Genomic DNA, 18708 nt, shown 5'->3' on the forward strand with positions numbered 1-18708 from the left:
ATTTTTACTATATGATTCATGAGAACCTTTTGTTAATTCTGGCTTTGTTTTTTGCTATGGCGATGCTATACTTATTAAGTCAGCGTCTAAAAATATCTTATCCTATACTCTTAGTTATAGGTGGTTTGGGCATATGTTTTATCCCCGGAATCCCTAAAATAAGTATTAACCCCGATTTAGTATTCTTAATTTTCCTACCCCCATTACTCTTTGAAGCTGCATGGTATACCTCATGGAACGATTTTTGGAAGTGGCGCCGGTCTATTCTATTACTGGGATTTGGCCTCGTATTATTTACCTCTTTAGCGGTAGCTTACTTCTCCGTGTTCATTATCCCTGGCTTTACACTTGCTATGGGTTTTTTATTAGGAGGTATTATCTCACCGCCAGATGCTGTTGCAGCAACCTCTGTATTGAAAGGAGTCAATATGCCCAGAAGAGGCTTAGCTATTTTAGAGGGTGAAAGCTTAGTGAACGATGCGGCCTCCCTTACGGTTTTCCGTTTCGCATTGGCATCTGTTTTAACTGGTCAATTTGTTATCCAAGAAGCAACGGTCGATTTTCTAACACTCTCTATAATGGGTGTAATCGTTGGATTGGTTATTGCTCACATACTTTATTTCGTACTTCGTTATCTCGCAAAATCGTCCAATATTACCACTCCAATTACGCTAATAGCCCCCTATTTAATGTATCTTGTTGCTGAATCTTTTGAATGGTCTGGTGTATTGGCTGTAGTAAGTGGAGGTCTATTCTTATCTTTCAGGTCGAAAGATTTCCTGAATTATCATACACGGATACAGGCGACCGAAGTGTGGGCTACCGTAGGCTTTTTACTGAATGGTTTTGTGTTTATACTAATAGGCTTAGAATTACCTGTAATAATGGGTGGGCTGGAAGGTTATTCAAAGAAAGAAGCTATTCAATATGCGCTTATAATAAGTGCCATTGTGATTGTGCTACGTCTTCTTTTAGTTTATTTAGCAGCCTTTTTGCCCCGACTCATAAGCCACAGAATACGTACTAAAGAAAAAGGGCCCGGACTTAAACTACCTTTTGCTATTGGCTGGGCCGGCATGCGCGGAGTGGTTTCCCTCGCTTCGGCTCTAGCAATTCCCTTAACGTTAGAAAATGGTGAAGCCTTTCCGCATCGCAATTTAATATTATTTATCACCTTCGTTGTTATCTTAATAACCTTGGTATTTCAAGGTCTTACCCTCCCATTATTTTTAAAGGTGCTTAAAATAGAGGAGATTGATGAATATGCACCCGTTGCAGATCAAGTAGAAGCTATCCGCTTGCAGCTTGCGAAATCAAGCATTAAATATCTCGATAAAAATTATGATCATGAGATGGGAGAACATCCTACCATCGGTCGAATAAAAGAACAATTACAAAGGAGCATTGATGCAACTGAAAGTTCGTCCCAAGAACAGGAGAAAAAAGAAAAATTAATCTCCGTGCGAATGCTGTATAGACGTGTTATGCTTGAGTTAATAACGCACAGACGAGAAGGATTGGAGAAACTACGTAAGGAAAAAAAATACGATGACCATGTTATCCGTCAACTAGAACACAACTTAGATTTAGAAGAATCGAGGTTGAATAAACAATAATTCAATTTACTGGCTGTTTACTAAAAATTTTGAAAAATGATCACAATCACCACACCTGCTTTGTTGTTCTCGGCAATTAGCCTTATTATGCTGGCCTATACAAATCGTTTTCTGGCGCTTGCAAGCTTAGTAAGGAGTTTACATGCCAAATATTTAGAACACAATCAAAGTGGTGTCATCCACGGACAGATTCAGAATCTAAGATATCGACTTCAATTGATCAAATATATGCAAACGTATGGAGTACTAAGTTTTGTGAGCTGCGTAATTTGTATGTTTTTCATATTCATGAATTGGCTTTTTTGGGCTGAAATGCTTTTCGGACTGAGCCTTATTTTCTTTACTATATCGCTCATAATTTCCCTTATTGAAATACAAAAAAGCACCAAGGCACTTGAATTAGAGTTAAGTAGCATGGAAAAGACTAAATAAAACACGCTTTAAAAATTTCAAAAAGAGCGAAGAAATGCGCGCGCGCTTTCAACCTTACAGTATTACAATTAAAATGTAACTTTTTAGGTTTTGAAGGGTCTCAATATATATGCTAGAATTAGCCAACCTTTCTAAATCTTATGGATCAAATACTATTTTAGAAATCGACCATTTCTCGATTCCAAGTGGAATCTTTTGGCTTCTAGGGCACAATGGGATTGGTAAAACAACCTTACTCAAGATGATTGGCGGGATAGAGCCCTTTAAGGGAAATATTGCCTTTAATGGTATCGATCTAAGGCAATCACCAGTTGAGTATCGTCGATCAGTGAATATAGGAGAAGCTGAACCTCTATTTCCTACTTTCTTAAAAGGTAAGGAATTGATCGAATTATTTGCAAAAGCAAAACAAGCTGAGGCAACGCAAGTAAGCTTCTTACTAAAGACCTTGGACGTGCATCATTATATCAATACACCAATAGGTTCATACTCCTCAGGGATGATAAAAAAGCTTTCTTTAATATTGGCTTTCTTAGGGAATCCTTCCCTTATTCTGTTGGATGAACCACTTATAACCTTAGATAAAGAGTCTCAGGAGATGATACAAACTTTAATAATAAATAGCTGGAAAGAAAGGAATGTCAGCTTTATTATTTCCTCTCATCAAGAATTACCCATAACCGCTTCATCACTTTCCAAAATAATGATCCGGGATCGAAAGCTTGTTTTATTGGATAATATTATTAATGCTGGTCTTTTATAAAATCTTTGTTGCAGACTTTTATCGAGTTCATTTCGGATTCTTTCTTTTTGTAACACTCATATTATTCGGAGCAGGAGATCCTGGCCAGTTGCTGGCTTTTCATACTGGGGTTATTTATGCCATTTTGACTAATTCCTTTCCACTTACGATTACAATTTGTTTATGGTTCGTTTACCTACTGAAATCGTTACTCTTCATAAGAGAAAAGTTAAAAGAGGAAGCACAACAATTCTTATGCTACAGTTTTTCTTCACTTAGCAAAACGGCACGCATGACCTACTGGTTCACTACCATGGTTCTTATAAATATGCCCATTCTACTATATGCTATTACATGTGCGCTCGTTGGGTTCTATTCGAAAAATATAATTATTGCCCTTTTACTTATCATTGTGATAATTGCGTTCATTTCCGCTGGCTCCTTTGTAGCAGATAGGTTTTTCTATAGGAGGATTACGGTACAAACGGCAAAAGAAAATAAATTTTATTTTGCCAACACGCTACCTATCAGTTACCTATTCATTGGAATGAAGTATTTACTTGCCGAACAGAAACTAGCCTACGGAATCTGCAAATTATTTTCCTACTTGCTGATAATAGGTATGTACCATATATTCCATGATTTACAAAATAATGTAGCGCTAGCAGCCATCATTGTTACCTCCTTCGTTATTGCTCATGTCGTTCTTTTATTTGCTCAATTCAGATTCGAATATCAATCATTAGCTATCCTGAGGAACTTGCCATACACCGATAACTTCAGGTTTTATGCTGCTTTAAAAAGGAACTTTCTTTTGTTTATTCCTGAGGTAATTTGGCTATTTTCACGTTTCAAATTTTTTGAATCAGGTATTCTAGCACTATATATGCTTTCGCTATCTATATTTCTTTACCAAAGTATATCTTTGGTGGGTTTGAAGCTTGATTCCTTTGTGAAATTTACATTTTTCCTCTTTCTCTTCTTAGTCATCATCATTCCTATTGGGTATTTAGCCGTCATCTCTATTATACTTCTTTGTACTGCCTGGGCCATTTTTAAATTAAAAACCCAACCATACTAATCATGTTTCTTAAATTAATGGCAGCGTTAAAGGTTTTGACTTCTCTTTAACAATATCCATCACAAATACAGTTTGAATAGTACTAATACCGTCAACTTCGCTTAATTTATTCACATGAAACCGATCTTCACACTATTGGCTATTATATATTTATTAATTAGAAACAATCGATTAAAAAACAGGCTGTAATGTTTCTATAAATCAGCTAAGGCATTGCATAAAACCATTGTACTAGGCTATTTATAGTAGGCTCTTTAAAATCTAACTTGCCTTCAAGATTTATTAAAGAACCTTCTTCTGTGCGGCCTTTCATGGTGAAGGATTTCATTGCTGTAGTATATCTTTTTAGTTGGGGAAACTGCTCGTTGTTAAATAGTTTCTCAGCATTCACAAATAAATAAAAAAAATGCCCGCTTAAACTATTCACATGATCATCTTTAAAAGATGTTCCTGTTCCAAAATATAATCTGTTTGCTGTTGTACCTGATTGAAACTTATAATAGACCTGTTTCGGAATGTAATTTGCCAAGTGGGGAGAGGCTTCAAGCGCAAGGTATATTTCCGGTACCCGTTCTTCCTTTATCGTTCTTTTTTCAACTCTTTCAAAATCGTCGTTGTAATCGTAAGTTATAATGGTATCCTTCTGAATGATCTGCTGATTTTTCCATTCGAAATCTAGGTAGCTCCCGTAATATCTTAGCAAGGTATCTGCCGGTACATGATGTTGATCAAAAAACTGTCTATTTTTTCTAATAAAAGGAGTTATATCTGCAGCTAGCCATCCTTTAACTAAGCTATTGTCTGCAAATTTTTTAGGTTTCAATTTTTTCTTTCCGATCAGCATAGATGAACGAATTGAACCTTGCAGATCTAATTCACCTCTATTGAAATTTGCAATTAGTATGGATGAATCGTTTGTATAAGTAATGTGCTCTTCTTTATTACTTAGTTGTTTAAAAAACAGGCTTTCTTTTACTTTTTGAGTGTTTTTTTGATGGAGTACATCAACTAATATCTCAAGCGTATTCTCGGAAGTAGCAGAGAAGGAAATGGCCAATTTATCCTTCGAATAGGCGATAGTAACCTTTCCATTTTTACTCTTTGCCCAACGTATATGTTTATCCCGATCGTATACTTGATAATCCTTTATGTCCAATATTTGATGCGTAAAAGCTTTAAATGCTATGGAATCATCAATGGATAAGGAAGTAAAACAGGTGGTATTTGGCTTATTTTTAACGGTATAAAAAAAGAGATTAGCAGGTATCTTCAATCCAATATTAAGTGGCCGTTTTCCCTTTTCTTTTTTCTGATTGTTGGTTTTTATGTAGTAGGCCGGATTAGTTATGGCATTCCAAACAATGGATTTTAATATTCCATCTACATTGATTCTCGTTAAGGATGTAATATTTTGTGGAATGTTTTGTTTATATGATTGCTTTTGACGAAAATAAAACACACCAAGTCCTATCAAAAACAAGACTAGCAAAATCAAACCTAACCGTATAACAACCTTCTTCATATTAGGCCAATAAATAGTATTTGTTATCTATCAAATAAAATTGGATAAATACTTCAATGCAATATTGATGATACACCTAATTACATGCCTCCAAAAGCGGTATTTTCTATTAAAAACAAAATATATTTCAAAGCGTTTTTATGAGTGCTTGGAAATTCGCCACTAAATTCTGCAACCATTTTATTTCCATCCATACCTTTGGATGTGAAGTAGAAGTCGCCCAAGTTTTGAAGTCGCTCTTTCAACGCCTTAGAACCATAGCTATCCGACAAGTCCAACGTATTGACCGCTTTGCTTATTTTACTGGCGTTTAGCGCTAAAACCATACTATTCTTTTTCAATACAGCCTTATTTTTGGCAGAAAGATTATTTTTACTTTTTCCTTGCTGTACAGCTACCAAACTTTCAAATGAGGTTCCTATAAAGACAATACCGTCTTTAAGCAGTATGTGCACGTCAAAAGGACTTTTTTTATTTTTAAAAGTGTAGACCCCACTTTCTTCTGTAATAGCATGTTTAGACAAACCAATCGACAAAAGCTTCTCCATAAGCTTCGTATCGTCAGAAGAAAACATCCATAAAAAGTCGGGTAAAGTTTCTTTCTTCATTTTTTCGACTTCGATTGAATTATAATCATCGTCATATTCATAGGTAGTATACTTTACTTCTTGTTTTTTCAGGCCATTAAGTATAAGCACACCATCTCCTTTAACTACTTTTCCAATCGCTTTTTCATCTAATACTAATGAAAATAAGGTAGCCCCTAAATCTATCTCTTCTTTAAAACCACCTAATAAACTTCCATAATATTGCTTCATCAGGTTTGGAAGCTCTTCCAGGTATGCCTGTGTATTAACTTTATAACCCATATAAGCCAAAGCATCTTCATTAATATATTTGAAGAATTTTTTATTCATCTTGCGATTATAAATTCTATGATACCTCTTTACCTGATCATCGGCTACTTCTAAGGCCCCACTTAGCTTAACATGGTTTCCTTCAACAACAAGATGGGCATTGGCACTTCCAAATCCCGCATTAAACTTATTCGTTTTCGTTCCTAAAACCGCACTGTAAACGGTTGACAAAAAATCGTTATAAAGCTCGTCAACATTGCGTATCCAAACACTTGCCAATGCTTTTTTATTAACTGCGTGTTTAAAGGATTTATTTTCAAATGTTACCTTTGTTATTGACAAACGATTGACCTCGTTATTTAACCATTTATTCAGCAGTGCGCTTTTTATAGAATCATCAGCCGCTATACTGGCATAATAGTCATCATAGATCGAATCCTGGTTCACTGAATCTGTATAGTGATCGCTACTGTAATCGTTATACTCATCCTCTTGCATCACTACATCTGTGGAATCTAGCGATTCCGCAACAGTATCAGCTTTGTTCCAATAGGAATCAATTGTATCCGTCATGGGAGGTTCAGGGCTTGTTACTGTTGTATCATATGTATCACTGAGCTTTCTGTTTTTAATGCCATACTTCATTGCAACCTGTTCATTTTCGAAAAAACGATCTTGTAAGTTTCCAGAAAAGAGATGTAGAATTTTATCATTCCAGGTCACAATTTGTTTTTTGTCTTCCAGCTCAATTCTACGTAATCCATTCTGTGTATTAAGCGGAGTACCAAGGCCTCTCAATAATGTATCTAGTTTTTTAGCGTCATTTAATGGCACACACATTCCATAGTATACAATGCTATCTGTTTTGGTGCTGTAAATATACACCTGCCCATGTAAATCAATACCAAAATCTTCTACGCTTTGATATCGTATGTTATTATTTTTACCTACTTTCTCCAGTAGTGCCTGGCCAATTTTTGACTGGTTGAACTCACTTATACTTATTAGATCAAAGAAATATTTGCTGTTCACGGTGGCCACTGCATAGGCATTTTCCGGCACACCATTTTCTACTTGTTGAGCTGCCGCGGCAAATGCCAAGAATATACTTAGCAGTATTAAACTAAATTTATGCATATAAATTAATTAACTAATTGTATTTGATTGGAAATATTTTTGTTGCCGTTAATAAGATCTAAAATATTGGCTCGGAACATCACAGCTTTTTTACTGCCCGAAAGCTTCGCTTCTTTATTACGTTGGAATAAAATGGGTGAATCAAATCTATAAATACTCGTATAAGTGGCTTTCTTAAATACTTCTTTATCTTGACTTTTTAATTTTTGATAAGCTTGTTTTGCTTCGGAAGAATATTGATAATTTCGCACAAATAAATGGTTAGCATGTTGATAGCTGTACGAAGACTCACCCGTCGGCTTAACCTTTAATTTCTGGTAAATTAATTTATTAACGACATTTAAATCAGCAACCTTTGAAAATGAAAAGCTAATAGAAGCAATGTAATTATCAAAGTCTAATCGTTGCGATACCTTACTTATGCCTGGTGTTTTCCTTAAGTTGGCAACCGCATCATGCAGACCTTGCTGAATCGTTTCTTTATTAGGCACCTTATAACCATTGATGCTATCGAGTAACATAATGGAAGCTACCTTGGTCTTACTCTGACTAAGATTCAATGTTACGGTCATTTGTCCGCTGCCATCCCGCTTAACCACCATTTCTTCAACCACCTCAAAGCAGCCACTCAAACTTAATACCAGTATGGTCAATAAAAAATAATATAGTTTAATGTGACCTTGCATATCGAATTTTTAAAGGCAGCTACAAAAATAGCTAAAAATCAACCTTACGGACTACCTGATTTCAGGGGTATTTGCTTTAGTTGTTGGTTATCCGTTATTGGTTGCTGGTTATTCGTTGTTGGTTTGGCAGTTTGAGTGCGCTTGACAGCTAATTTCAGCGGTCTGCCATGAACTTTTGCTTTAGGCACTGCATTTTAGCTTTGTGCCCTTCACTTTCCTCTTAGCATTTCGTAACTTTATATGTTAAAACGAGGAGGTATTATGGCAAAAGTGAAGAATTTAACGATGAGGGGATGTGATAAAAAACCTATTACCTTTGATATTTTTTTTAATGAGTCTCTCATGCCTCAACCCGTTATTATTTACGCGCATGGCTTTAACGGTTTTAAAGATTGGGGCAATTTCGACCTAATTGCAGATCAATTTTTGGCATCGGGATTTGCATTTATTAAGTTCAATTTTTCTTACAACGGCACTTCTCCGGAACAACCTGAACATTTTGTGGATTTAGCTGCCTTTGGAGAGAATAATTATACCAGGCAGTTAGATGATCTCAAGTGCATTATTGACTGGATATACAATCCATTTAACCCCTATCGTTCAGCTCTGGCAATTGATAAAATTGGACTGATAGGTCATAGTATGGGAGGAGGAATAAGTATCATTAAGACGGCTGAAGATCGACGTATAAAATCGTTGATAACATGGGCGGCAATTGATCAATGCAAGACCCCGTGGGGAAATTGGTCAAGAGAACAATTAAAGGAATGGAAACATGAAGGAGTCGCTTATTATATAAACGGCCGTACCAGACAGCAGATGCCTCTAAATTATCAACTATATGAAGACTTTCTAACCAATCAGGAGCATTTAGATATTTTGAAGGCGGCCAATCAAATTAAAGTACCGTGGCTTATATGTCATGGAACAGAAGACATTAACGTACCGGTTACACAAGCATATAACTTAAAGAAGGGTAATGCTAATGCAGCCTTATTTACTATATCAACTGATCATGTTTTTGGCAGAAGACATCCCTGGAACAGTATTACGCAACCTTTTGCTATGCAAGAAGTGTTAAATAGAAATATCCTCTTCTTCAAACAGCACTTGGGAACACAATGACGGATTATTACGATATAAAAGCAATAAAAGGGTAGCTTAACTTGTTAATGCTTAAGCTACCCCTTATTCTATTTCTTTAGCATCTTCTTATACCGCATTAGCGCTTCAACATAATAATAATCAGCGTACGTTAAGGGCACATCTATCTCGCTTTTATGAGGAATAGACCCGACACTTTGCATCAAAATAAATCCGCCATTAGATCCAATGGTAGCTTTGTACGGAGATGATGACAAGCTTATCAGCATTTTTTCGGCCGATTGAAGGTATCGCTTAGCTTTCGACGGCTTAACAAAGGTACTTAACTCTAATAGCGCCGAGGCATTTATCGCAGCAGCAGAAGCATCTCTATTATTTTTATACATTGTAGCATACGGGCTGTCGGTAGGTAAATCAGGTGCATTAAAATCCCAATAAGGAACGAAATCCTCCGGTAAATTCGGATGATTTAAAATAAAATCTGCAATTTTTTCAGCAAACTTTAAATAACGCTTATCCTTAGTCTCACGGTACATCATGGTATAACCATAGAGGCCCCAAGCTTGGCCACGAGCCCAGGCAGATTCATCGTATGCGCCTTGTGCTGTTTTTTTTGCTACAATTCCGCCTGTTGTTGGGTTGTAATCGACCACATGATAACAACTCATATCTTTCCTATAATGATTAAGCATAGTTGTGTTAGCATGTGTGCTGGCTATCTCTCGGTACTTATTATCTCCAGTCATTTTTGATGCCTGCGTAAGGAATTCTAAATTCATCATATTATCAATAATTACCGGATAGGTCCACCCTTCCCACGATCTAATTGTTTTCGTTATCGGACTGAATCTAGTAATTAATGAATTCGCGCCAGTGAGTAAGACATTCTTATAAGCGCTGCTATCATGTGTTAATCGTAAAGCATTTCCAAAACTACAGTATAACATAAACCCAAGATCGTGCGTGGAAGTGTTCAGTTTCTCCTGTTCTAAAATTTTCAGCTTTTCTTTCGCTTTATTCAATAAATCATCATTGCCACTGTATTCACATAAATAAAGCAATGTTCCGGGGTAAAAACCAGATGTCCACCAAGCACTATTTGAACTGATAGATTTACCATCTTCGTAGGTTCTGGGAAATTTATCAGTAGGAATGTTTGGCGCTAAAAAGCCAATTTGTTCTACCGCTTCCGTTAAATTTTTGTCAATAAAGTTGCTACTCAAAGCATATTGTCCCCATGTGCTGTTTATACTTAAAAAACACAAGCCTGTTACCAGCAACAGCGATCTAAAATATTTCCACATATCACTCATTATAGAAAAATTGATTAATCAGTTAATTTGCTATTCTAATTAATAACCCGTATTCTGGGGCAATAAATTAGGGTTTCTACCTATTTCCTCTTGTGGAATAGGTAACAGCTTATGGTAATCTTTTACATTTGCTCTTTTCTCGTAAGCGTTTTCCGCTGTAAATGCTTCCACTACCGTATCCCAACGTTTCAAGTCATACCAGCGTTTCCATTCAAAGGCCAGCTCTACCCTACGTTCCTCTCTTACTGCCTCTCTGAAGTCCGACTGACTAAGTCCCACAGGTAAATCTACAGGCATTTCGCGTACACCTTGCGGCGTGTTCCTGGCTCGTCTCCTTACGGCATTTATATATTCATACGCCTTATCTGTAGGTCCAACATTTTCATTTATAGATTCCGCTGCCATCAACAACACCTCAGCATAACGAAATATTACATGTTTAATATCAGAATCAGCTCCTTCAGCATTTGCACCTGCCCCAGGAAATAAGCACCACTTAGCGGTATGTATTCTTGGCCATTTCCATCGCTGATAGGGTGTCATCACGCCCTTTACAGGTGTTTCAGTCAAATAACTCACTTCTTTTCTGTAATCATTCGCATTAAAGCTGTCATACATTCCAGGAGACGGAACAAGCACACTCCACCCCAACATATCTGCATCTCTTACACCTGTCATTGGAGCTGTATAATCCTGATTAGTAGAAGTTTCCCCAGTAATTCCACCCATAAAATCAACAATCCATACATGTTCCAATTGATGACCAAGGTCTGCTTTCCAAAGATCCTGAAAATCATTAACCAATCCATATTGATAGGTACTTGCATTGCTAATTACCACCTCGGCATGTTCTGCGGCTTTATCCCACTGCTTTAAAACCATATAAATTGATGCCAACATTGTATGTGCAACTCCTTTGGTAGCGCGCGATTTAATGCCGGGAAAAACGTCCGGTAAATTCGTAACGCCAAACTCGCAATCTTCAATTATCCGTTGATAAATTTCCGCAGCGGGCGTTCTTGAAACATCTTTAATGCTATTCGGATCGGTTACAAATTCACCTATATAAGGTACATCCCCAAACAGTTGTACCAAATGGTAATAATTTAATGCGCGGATCATACGTGCCTCTGCGATGAGCGCATTCTTCTTTTCTTCATTCATCTCAACCTTAGGGATGCCGTCTATAGCGGCATTAGCCGCACCAATTCCAAGATAAGCTAATCGCCATACAGCTAAGATATCCTGATTACTTGCGTCATGTGTAAAGCCGTTCAACTGAATCCGGCTCGACTGCGTTCCAATATCTGCAATATCGATATCATCACCCAACAACTGTAAAACCATTGTTAAACGTCTGCCGTAATAATCGGCACTGCTTAACAAGGCGTACGACCCCATAACCGCGGCCTCAGCATCTGCTTCTGTATTGAAATATTGTCCGGGCACGAGTATACTAACCGGCTTTTCATCTAGCTTCGTACAGGAGGCAAGTGCGAGTAAGACCCCTATAAATTTATATTTTGATAACCTTTTCATCTGTTTAAAAATCTAAAATCCAACGTTTATACCAACCGTTACTGACCTAATATTTGGATAACCCATATAATCTAACCCTACATTTCTATTAGAATCTTCGAAGCTCACTTCTGGGTCAAAACCTTTATATTTCGTGAAGGTTAAAATATTTTGAGCACTTGCATAAATTCTCAACCTACTTACCTGAAGCTTTCCTAATGCAAACTGGGGGAAATTATAACCAAGTGCCACGTTTTTTAACCGAAGGTAAGAACCATCTTCTACCCACCTGGAGGATACTTCTGGATTATTGGAAGCACTTGCTCGCGGTACGTCCGTATTCGTATTCTGGGGCGTCCAACGGTTTAAAGCGTCGGTAGTTGCATTACCTTTTCCAGCCATCCAATCTAATTCCATGCGCGTGATATTCAGCATATCATTTCCGTAGCTTCCTTGAAAAAATATATTCAAATCGAAGTTCTTATACTTAAAATCGTTATTTATGCCATAAATAAAGTCAGGATGGGGATTTCCGATGATCGTACGATCATCTGCGTTGACAACACCATTAGGACCTTCTACTAGATTATTGTTTTCATCTCTACCGTAAATATCCTTATATTTTACATCCCCCGGCTTTTTATTGCTTGCATTTGTAAAATCATCTCCCTCCTGATATAAACCGTCAAACATCCAACCATAGAAAGCACCAACGACCTCTCCTACACGAAGAATTTGTGATTCTGTTGAAAGCATATGTCCTGGTATCGTGTTATAACGGATATCTCCACCAGGCAATGCAAGAATTTTGTTTCGATTGAAGGTGATATTAAAGTCAGTTGTCCACTTAAAATCACCCTTTAAGTTGGTCGTATTTACAGCAAACTCCCATCCTTTATTCTCGACACTTCCAATATTTTGCAAGGAGGTTGTATATCCTGAATATATCGGTAGGGGTACTTCATAAAGCAAATCAACCGTTTTCTTATAATAGTAATCTACCGCAAGATTAATCCGTCCATCTAAAAAACCTATATCCAATCCAACATCCGTTTGTTTTGTAGTTTCCCAGGTAAGACTTGGATTAGCTACATTGGTTGGTCGTACAGCATTAACAGGTACGCCGTTAATGGTTGTCAACGTTGGTGAAAAACGTGCTAGCGATCGATATGAACCAATCTCTGTATTTCCTGTTTCCCCATAACTCGTCCGGATTTTTAAATTAGAAATCGCCTGTATTTCTTGCATAAAAGGTTCTTGACTGATATTCCATGCGAGTGCACCTGAAGGGAAAAAAGCCCATTTATTATTATCTCCAAAACGTGATGAACCATCATAACGGCCCGTAATCGTTAAGAAATATTTGCTTTTGAAGTTATAGTTCGCACGACCGTAAAAAGACGACATCACCCAATCTTCAAGATCCGACGTTGCTCGCTGATAATTGGATCCGGCACCTAAATTCCAAAAAGAAAAGTTGTCTGACACAAAATCTCTATTGTTGGCCACCCACTCTTCATTTCTTGAAGATTGATAGGAATAGCCACCCATTAGATCTAAATTATGGTCCTCCTGAAAGGTCTTTGTATAGGTGAGGAAATTTTCATTGATTACATTGGTATTTTTATGTGCCGTTATAGAACCGGTTCCCCCGTAATTACGCCCTTCCACCAACTCCTTGGTTACATAATTACCTGTTCGCTGATTGCTTATCTGTACACCGAGTGTGCTTCTGAATTTTAAGCCCGTCAATAATTCAACCTCGCCATAAGCATTTCCCTGAAAAAGGTCAGTTATCACCTCATTTTTACGTTCGCGGGCAACTGCAACCGGATTGTCATGGGGGTCTCCCACCTGTTTTAATGTATATTTTCCATTTTCATCATAAATCCCTTGTACAGGTTCAAATCTAAGTGCTGCTGAAATCACGCCAGCGCTAGACGTCCCACTGCTTGTTTCCTGCGTTCTCACACCATCCAATTTATTCCGTATAAAAAACATTTTACTACCCAATCTAACTCTATCAGAAACTTTTATATCTAAATTAGACGTACCCGAGAGCCTTCTAAAATCAGAATTTATAACAGTACCTTTTTGGCCATAGTGACTAAGCGAGGTATAATATCTCACATTTTCGCTACCACCCGAAACAGCTAATTGGTTGTTCAGCAATCCGCCAGTGCGAAAAATCAGGTCTTGCCAATCCGTACCTTCACCGTAAGAGGCTGGGTCTGCATACGGAACAGTTGTATTGCCACTGTTTTTGTATATATCATTAATATATTCAGCAAACTCCTGACCATTTAGCAAATCGAGTCTTTTACCTACATGCTGAAAAGAATAAGAGTTATTAAAGTCTATAATAGGCCTTCCAATTTTTCCTTTTTTTGTTGTAACCATGATGACGCCATTAGCACCTCTCGACCCATAAATAGCTGTTGCAGAAGCATCTTTCAATACTTCAACAGACTCTACATCCTCTGGTGGTGGAGGAGTTCCACCAGCAAAGCCATCTACCACGTAAAGCGGATCACTGCTAGCATTGATGGATGTACCTCCCCGAATGCGCACACGTGGTGCTTTGCCGGGCTCGCCATTTACACTGGAGACAGCCACACCAGGTGATCTGCCTTGTAAGGCCTGAGCGGTACCTGCAACAGGAAATGCAGCAATCTTTTCAGCGGAAACAGATGATACTGCACCTGTTAAATCGCTCTTTCTTTGTGTTCCGTAACCTATAACCACTACCTCGTCCAGTTCAGCATCATCAGCCATGAGTTCAACCGCAAGACTTGTTTGTCCTTCGTTCAGCCTTATTTCCTGGCGTATAAAACCAATTGAACTGACAATAATAGTCGCATTCTTCGGTACACTTAAGGTAAATGCACCTTTATCGTTCGTTTGTGTTCCTCTGTTTGAAACACCTTTGATACTAATAGAAACACCGGAAAGCTCTTTTCCTTTTTCATCTTTAACAATACCTGAAATCGTATTATCCTGTATCAGACTACGCGTATTTTCTTTTCTGGAGATAACAATATTTTTCTCTACTATTTTATAGCTTAATGGTTGATTTTCCAAGCATTTATCAATGGCTTCCTGCACCGTAGCACCCATTAAATCTATATCGATTGGTTTTGTATGATTCAAGACGCTGGCTGTATATAATATATTATACCCAGTCTGTTTTCTTATTTCAGAAAACACTTCGTTTAAAGAAGCATTTTTTTTATGGAGCGTTAATTTCTGAGCAAAGGTGAAAGCCTGAACCTTCAACATGCTCATTAAGATCAAGATTAAGGATAATTTCATGATCAATAGAGGTTTGGAATCAGCACAATTTCTCCTTATGTGCCAATTTTTAGCGTTTATTTTATACATTTGATTAGGTTAAAGAATTGGTTTGAAGTATTAAATCTTTAATCCGACAAGCAGCATAGCTTGTGCTTATCAGGGGCGTTGCACCGCCTCTGATAATTATTGTTATCTTATTTCATTACAACTACTTTCCTCCCTTCTATTTTAAAGTGAACCCCACCTGTTAATGCTATGGTATTTAACAATTTCTCAATGCTGTCGAATTTTGAAACAGTGCCAATAAAGGTTTCTCCACTTACGTCTCCAGCATAAACAACATCTACATCATACCACCTTTCTATGGTTTTCATCACCGTCCGGATATTATCTCCTTGAAAGACTAAAGACCCGCTTTTCCATGCTAGAACATCGTTTACATCTACCTGACGCATTGATATTCTTTTGGTCTGAACGTCTACAGTAGCCTGCTGCCCGGGTTTCAATGTCACAGCATTTTCATTGGATTTATTATCCGGTAACATCGCATTTATCCTGACCTTTCCTTCAACCAATGTGGTTGTATTTTTTTTCATATCCTCGTAGGCACTCACTAAAAAACTTGTTCCCAATACGTGGATTTCAGCTCCATTAGCATTTACTATAAATGGACGTACTTGATTTTTTGCAATTTCAAAATAAGCTTCACCTTTAAGGGTAACAACTCTTTTTTCAACCTCAAAATCTGTAGGATAGAGCAAAGAAGAAGCGGCGCTCAGCCATACCTTAGAGCCATCAGGCAAGACTAACTGGTATTGGCCCCCTCGAGGAGTCGAAAGCACATTTTGGCTTATTTGATTACTTTTAATCTCCTTGTTGGCCTTTGCCTCATAAATGAGTTTGCCATCACCTGTTTTTTTTATTATTACTCCCCCCTCTTTGATTTCTCCTCTTTCGATCTCTTCCAAATTAACCACCTTGCCATTTCCAAGCATCAACGTTGCTTTATTCTTTACCGGCATTATATTATTCAATACGACCCTCTGTTGGGGCAAAGAGTGTATTTTAGCCGTATTTAAATAAAAGAAAATGCCAATACCTATAACCAACACAATAGCAGCTGCCATAGCTAGCAAACGGTAACGAAGTTGATGTTTATGATGATTTATTTGAGCTTTTCTTATAATTGATCTTTCTAAGTTTTCGGTTTCTTGCTCAGAAAAAAAAGGCTTTTCATCAACGTAACTAAATCTAGCCTTTTCAAAAAGTTGTTCGATTTCATGGTTATTTCCCTCTTCTTCCAATAGGAGAAACAGTTCTTCTCTTTCTTGATCAGAAATATTATTACTTAATGCCTTTTCAAACAGAAGGGAAAGTCGGTTTTTATTCATAATTTATAATCGTAACCTATTATGCTACGAACAGGTGGTCTTCTAAATTAGCTTGCTAGTATCTGCATTTCTATTACTACATATATATGCCGACTTTTCGCAGGTTTATTATAAAGACACCAAAAGGAAAAATTGTGGATGTGAAAAATTCATTTTTTTTAAAAAAGATAATTAACTGATCATTAAGACAGGTAGATATACAATAAAGGCGTGATGACACTATAAGCCTTTACATAATCATTAATAAACCGCAAAGCCAACTGTTGGTATTTGGCTACAGACACCGTTGAAATATTCAGTATTCTAGCAATTTCCGGATTTTTAAGTCCTTGTTGTCTTAACGTAAAAACCTTCTGTTGCTGTGGAGGTAAATTGTTCACAGCCCTTTCTATCAACTGATAACGCTTCTCTATATCTTGTTGTTCTTCTAAAGCGGTATTTTCTAAAGTAATTGCTGACTGTAAGTAAGAGTCATGCTTCTCCTTTTCTCTTAACAGTTGTCTTATTTTATTTAAAACATGGTTACGCGTAATAATGAAAAGATAAGCTGTAAAATTGTTGATTTCTAACAACTGAGCTCTATTAAGCCATACTTTCACAAAAATATCCTGCACTACTTCTAGTGTAGTCTCACGGTCATGAAGCAAAGAATTTATAAAAGAGCCAATCTCATGATGGTAGGAAATGAATAGCTCCCGAAACGCTTGCTCATCATCCATTGCAATCCTTTGCAATAAAATATGCTCATTTTCTACTTTACTCAATAACATGAATTAGGTCTATTTTAAGGTCCTTCTCAGGGTAGCTTATGGAAGGCTAAATTAAGCTTTTTTGATAAAAAACAAACAAACGTGTTGAAGATATCGTTGTCATTGCTAAAATATGTTAAATCACTCTGCGTTAAGATACCTTATAAAATCGTCAAAATGCCTGAATAAAATGATCAGAATATATGTATTCTTTGTAATCGTATACATTAATATGCTAAATGATGATAAACCTACCCAATATAATTTTTGGAACCAGTGCATTAGGTAATCTATATACAACTATTGAAGAGCACATAAAACATCAAATTGTAGCATCGTGCATAAACAACAGTAAAGATATTCCAGTCTTTGACAGTGCAGGTAAATATGGAGCGGGTCTGGCACTCGAGGTATTAGGTCGAAGCTTTAAAGCATTAGGTGTAAAACAAGACCAAATCCTCATTAGCAATAAATTAGGTTGGTACCGTGTTCCCCTCGAAGGAAATGAACCAACTTTCGAAAAAGGCGTGTGGAAAGATTTGAAGTATGACGCTATTCAAAAAATAAGCTACGAAGGCATTCTAGCATGTTTTTATCAGGGAAACGACTTGTTACAAGGATATACTCCTCAGATGGTTTCTGTACATGATCCCGATGAATTTCTAAAGGCTGCAGCAAGTATTAAAGAAGAAGAACAGCGTTTCAAGAAAATTTTGCAGGCTTATCAAGCCTTAGCCGAATTAAAAGCGCAAGGACAAGTAAAATATATTGGTGTAGGAGCTAAAAATTGGCGTATCATAGAAAAAATCAGTCAGTTTGTTAAATTAGACTGGGTGATGATAGCGAATAGTTTAACACTTCACAGCCACCCAAAACAACTAATTAATTTTATTAATACACTGACAGAGAAAGGCATATCCGTTGTTAATTCGGCTGTTTTTAACGGTGGATTTTTAATTGGAAGCGATTACTATAATTATGCCTATGTTGATAAAGAGAGTGCAGAAGGTAAAGAATTGCATGTTTGGCGGGAAGAATTTTTCAAACAATGTGGAGAGCAAGGTATCAGTCCGGCTGCAGCCTGTGTACATTTCGGTTTACAATTCAAAGGGGTAAAAAGCATTGCGCTCAACACATCAAAGCCTGAACATGTTGAGCGCAATCTATCCTTAACAAAGGAAAAAATAGGTGTGGAATTTTGGAAGAGATTAAATGAAAAGGGACTGATAAAAATAGATGTTTCTGCTCCTTTTTAATTCCCTAACC

General features: G+C 37.1%; 14 protein-coding genes. 6 read left to right on the top strand and 8 right to left on the bottom strand.

Annotated features, from left to right (window positions below):
• Nucleotides 1-11: 11 nt before the first annotated feature.
• The 4 genes from BMY50_RS12995 to BMY50_RS13010 all read left to right on the top strand — a co-directional run bounded on the left by BMY50_RS12995 (nucleotide 12) and on the right by BMY50_RS13010 (nucleotide 3871).
• Nucleotides 12-1616: a Na+/H+ antiporter gene (locus BMY50_RS12995; protein WP_093324971.1), complete on the top strand. Its 1605-nt coding sequence runs from the start codon at nucleotides 12-14 to the stop codon at nucleotides 1614-1616.
• A gap of 36 nt (nucleotides 1617-1652) precedes the next feature.
• On the top strand, nucleotides 1653-2048 hold the full coding sequence (locus tag BMY50_RS13000) for a DUF2721 domain-containing protein (protein ID WP_093324974.1): 396 nt from the start codon (nucleotides 1653-1655) through the stop codon (nucleotides 2046-2048).
• Nucleotides 2049-2157: 109 nt separating this feature from the next.
• Complete coding sequence (locus BMY50_RS13005; RefSeq protein ID WP_093324977.1) at nucleotides 2158-2811, top strand: ABC transporter ATP-binding protein; 654 nt, start codon at nucleotides 2158-2160, stop codon at nucleotides 2809-2811.
• On the top strand, nucleotides 2795-3871 hold the full coding sequence (locus tag BMY50_RS13010) for a hypothetical protein (protein WP_093324980.1): 1077 nt from the start codon (nucleotides 2795-2797) through the stop codon (nucleotides 3869-3871). Before BMY50_RS13005 ends, BMY50_RS13010 begins: the two co-directional genes overlap by 17 nt.
• Before the next feature lie 205 nt (nucleotides 3872-4076).
• On the opposite strand, the gene BMY50_RS13015 is transcribed toward BMY50_RS13010, so the two are convergent.
• From BMY50_RS13015 to BMY50_RS13025, 3 genes are all read right to left on the bottom strand, one after another.
• On the bottom strand, nucleotides 4077-5393 hold the full coding sequence (locus BMY50_RS13015) for a hypothetical protein (protein ID WP_093324983.1): 1317 nt from the start codon (nucleotides 5391-5393) through the stop codon (nucleotides 4077-4079).
• An 80-nt stretch (nucleotides 5394-5473) separates the two neighbouring features.
• Nucleotides 5474-7387, bottom strand: a complete 1914-nt coding sequence (locus tag BMY50_RS13020; RefSeq protein ID WP_093324986.1) for a hypothetical protein — start codon at nucleotides 7385-7387, stop codon at nucleotides 5474-5476.
• Between the two features lie 5 nt (nucleotides 7388-7392).
• Entirely contained in the window at nucleotides 7393-8073 is a 681-nt protein-coding gene (locus BMY50_RS13025) for a hypothetical protein (protein WP_093324988.1), read from the bottom strand.
• Nucleotides 8074-8334: 261 nt separating this feature from the next.
• On the opposite strand from BMY50_RS13025, the gene BMY50_RS13030 reads away from it, so the two are divergent.
• Nucleotides 8335-9198: an alpha/beta hydrolase family protein gene (locus BMY50_RS13030; RefSeq protein WP_162276585.1), complete on the top strand. Its 864-nt coding sequence runs from the start codon at nucleotides 8335-8337 to the stop codon at nucleotides 9196-9198.
• A 68-nt stretch (nucleotides 9199-9266) separates the two neighbouring features.
• Here BMY50_RS13030 and BMY50_RS13035 read toward each other — a convergent pair whose 3' ends face one another.
• The 5 genes from BMY50_RS13035 to BMY50_RS13055 all read right to left on the bottom strand — a co-directional run bounded on the left by BMY50_RS13035 (nucleotide 9267) and on the right by BMY50_RS13055 (nucleotide 17463).
• The gene (locus BMY50_RS13035) at nucleotides 9267-10481 is read right to left on the bottom strand and encodes a glycoside hydrolase family 88 protein (RefSeq protein ID WP_093325827.1); all 1215 of its coding nucleotides are present in this window, start codon (nucleotides 10479-10481) and stop codon (nucleotides 9267-9269) included.
• 48 nt (nucleotides 10482-10529) lie between these two features.
• Nucleotides 10530-12029: a RagB/SusD family nutrient uptake outer membrane protein gene (locus tag BMY50_RS13040; protein ID WP_202907830.1), complete on the bottom strand. Its 1500-nt coding sequence runs from the start codon at nucleotides 12027-12029 to the stop codon at nucleotides 10530-10532.
• A 12-nt stretch (nucleotides 12030-12041) separates the two neighbouring features.
• A complete protein-coding gene (locus BMY50_RS13045) occupies nucleotides 12042-15320 on the bottom strand; it encodes a TonB-dependent receptor (RefSeq protein ID WP_238383756.1) in 3279 nt (1092 codons plus the stop codon).
• Nucleotides 15321-15496: 176 nt separating this feature from the next.
• Complete coding sequence (locus BMY50_RS13050) at nucleotides 15497-16693, bottom strand: FecR family protein (RefSeq protein ID WP_093324997.1); 1197 nt, start codon at nucleotides 16691-16693, stop codon at nucleotides 15497-15499.
• Between the two features lie 182 nt (nucleotides 16694-16875).
• The gene (locus tag BMY50_RS13055; RefSeq protein ID WP_093324999.1) at nucleotides 16876-17463 is read right to left on the bottom strand and encodes an RNA polymerase sigma factor; all 588 of its coding nucleotides are present in this window, start codon (nucleotides 17461-17463) and stop codon (nucleotides 16876-16878) included.
• A gap of 218 nt (nucleotides 17464-17681) precedes the next feature.
• Here BMY50_RS13055 and BMY50_RS13060 point away from each other — a divergent pair, with 218 nt between their 5' ends.
• Nucleotides 17682-18698: an aldo/keto reductase gene (locus BMY50_RS13060; RefSeq protein ID WP_238383757.1), complete on the top strand. Its 1017-nt coding sequence runs from the start codon at nucleotides 17682-17684 to the stop codon at nucleotides 18696-18698.
• Nucleotides 18699-18708 lie beyond the last annotated feature (10 nt).

It is taken from the genome of Olivibacter domesticus, assembly GCF_900109575.1.
Classification (GTDB): Bacteria; Bacteroidota; Bacteroidia; order Sphingobacteriales; family Sphingobacteriaceae; genus Olivibacter; species Olivibacter domesticus.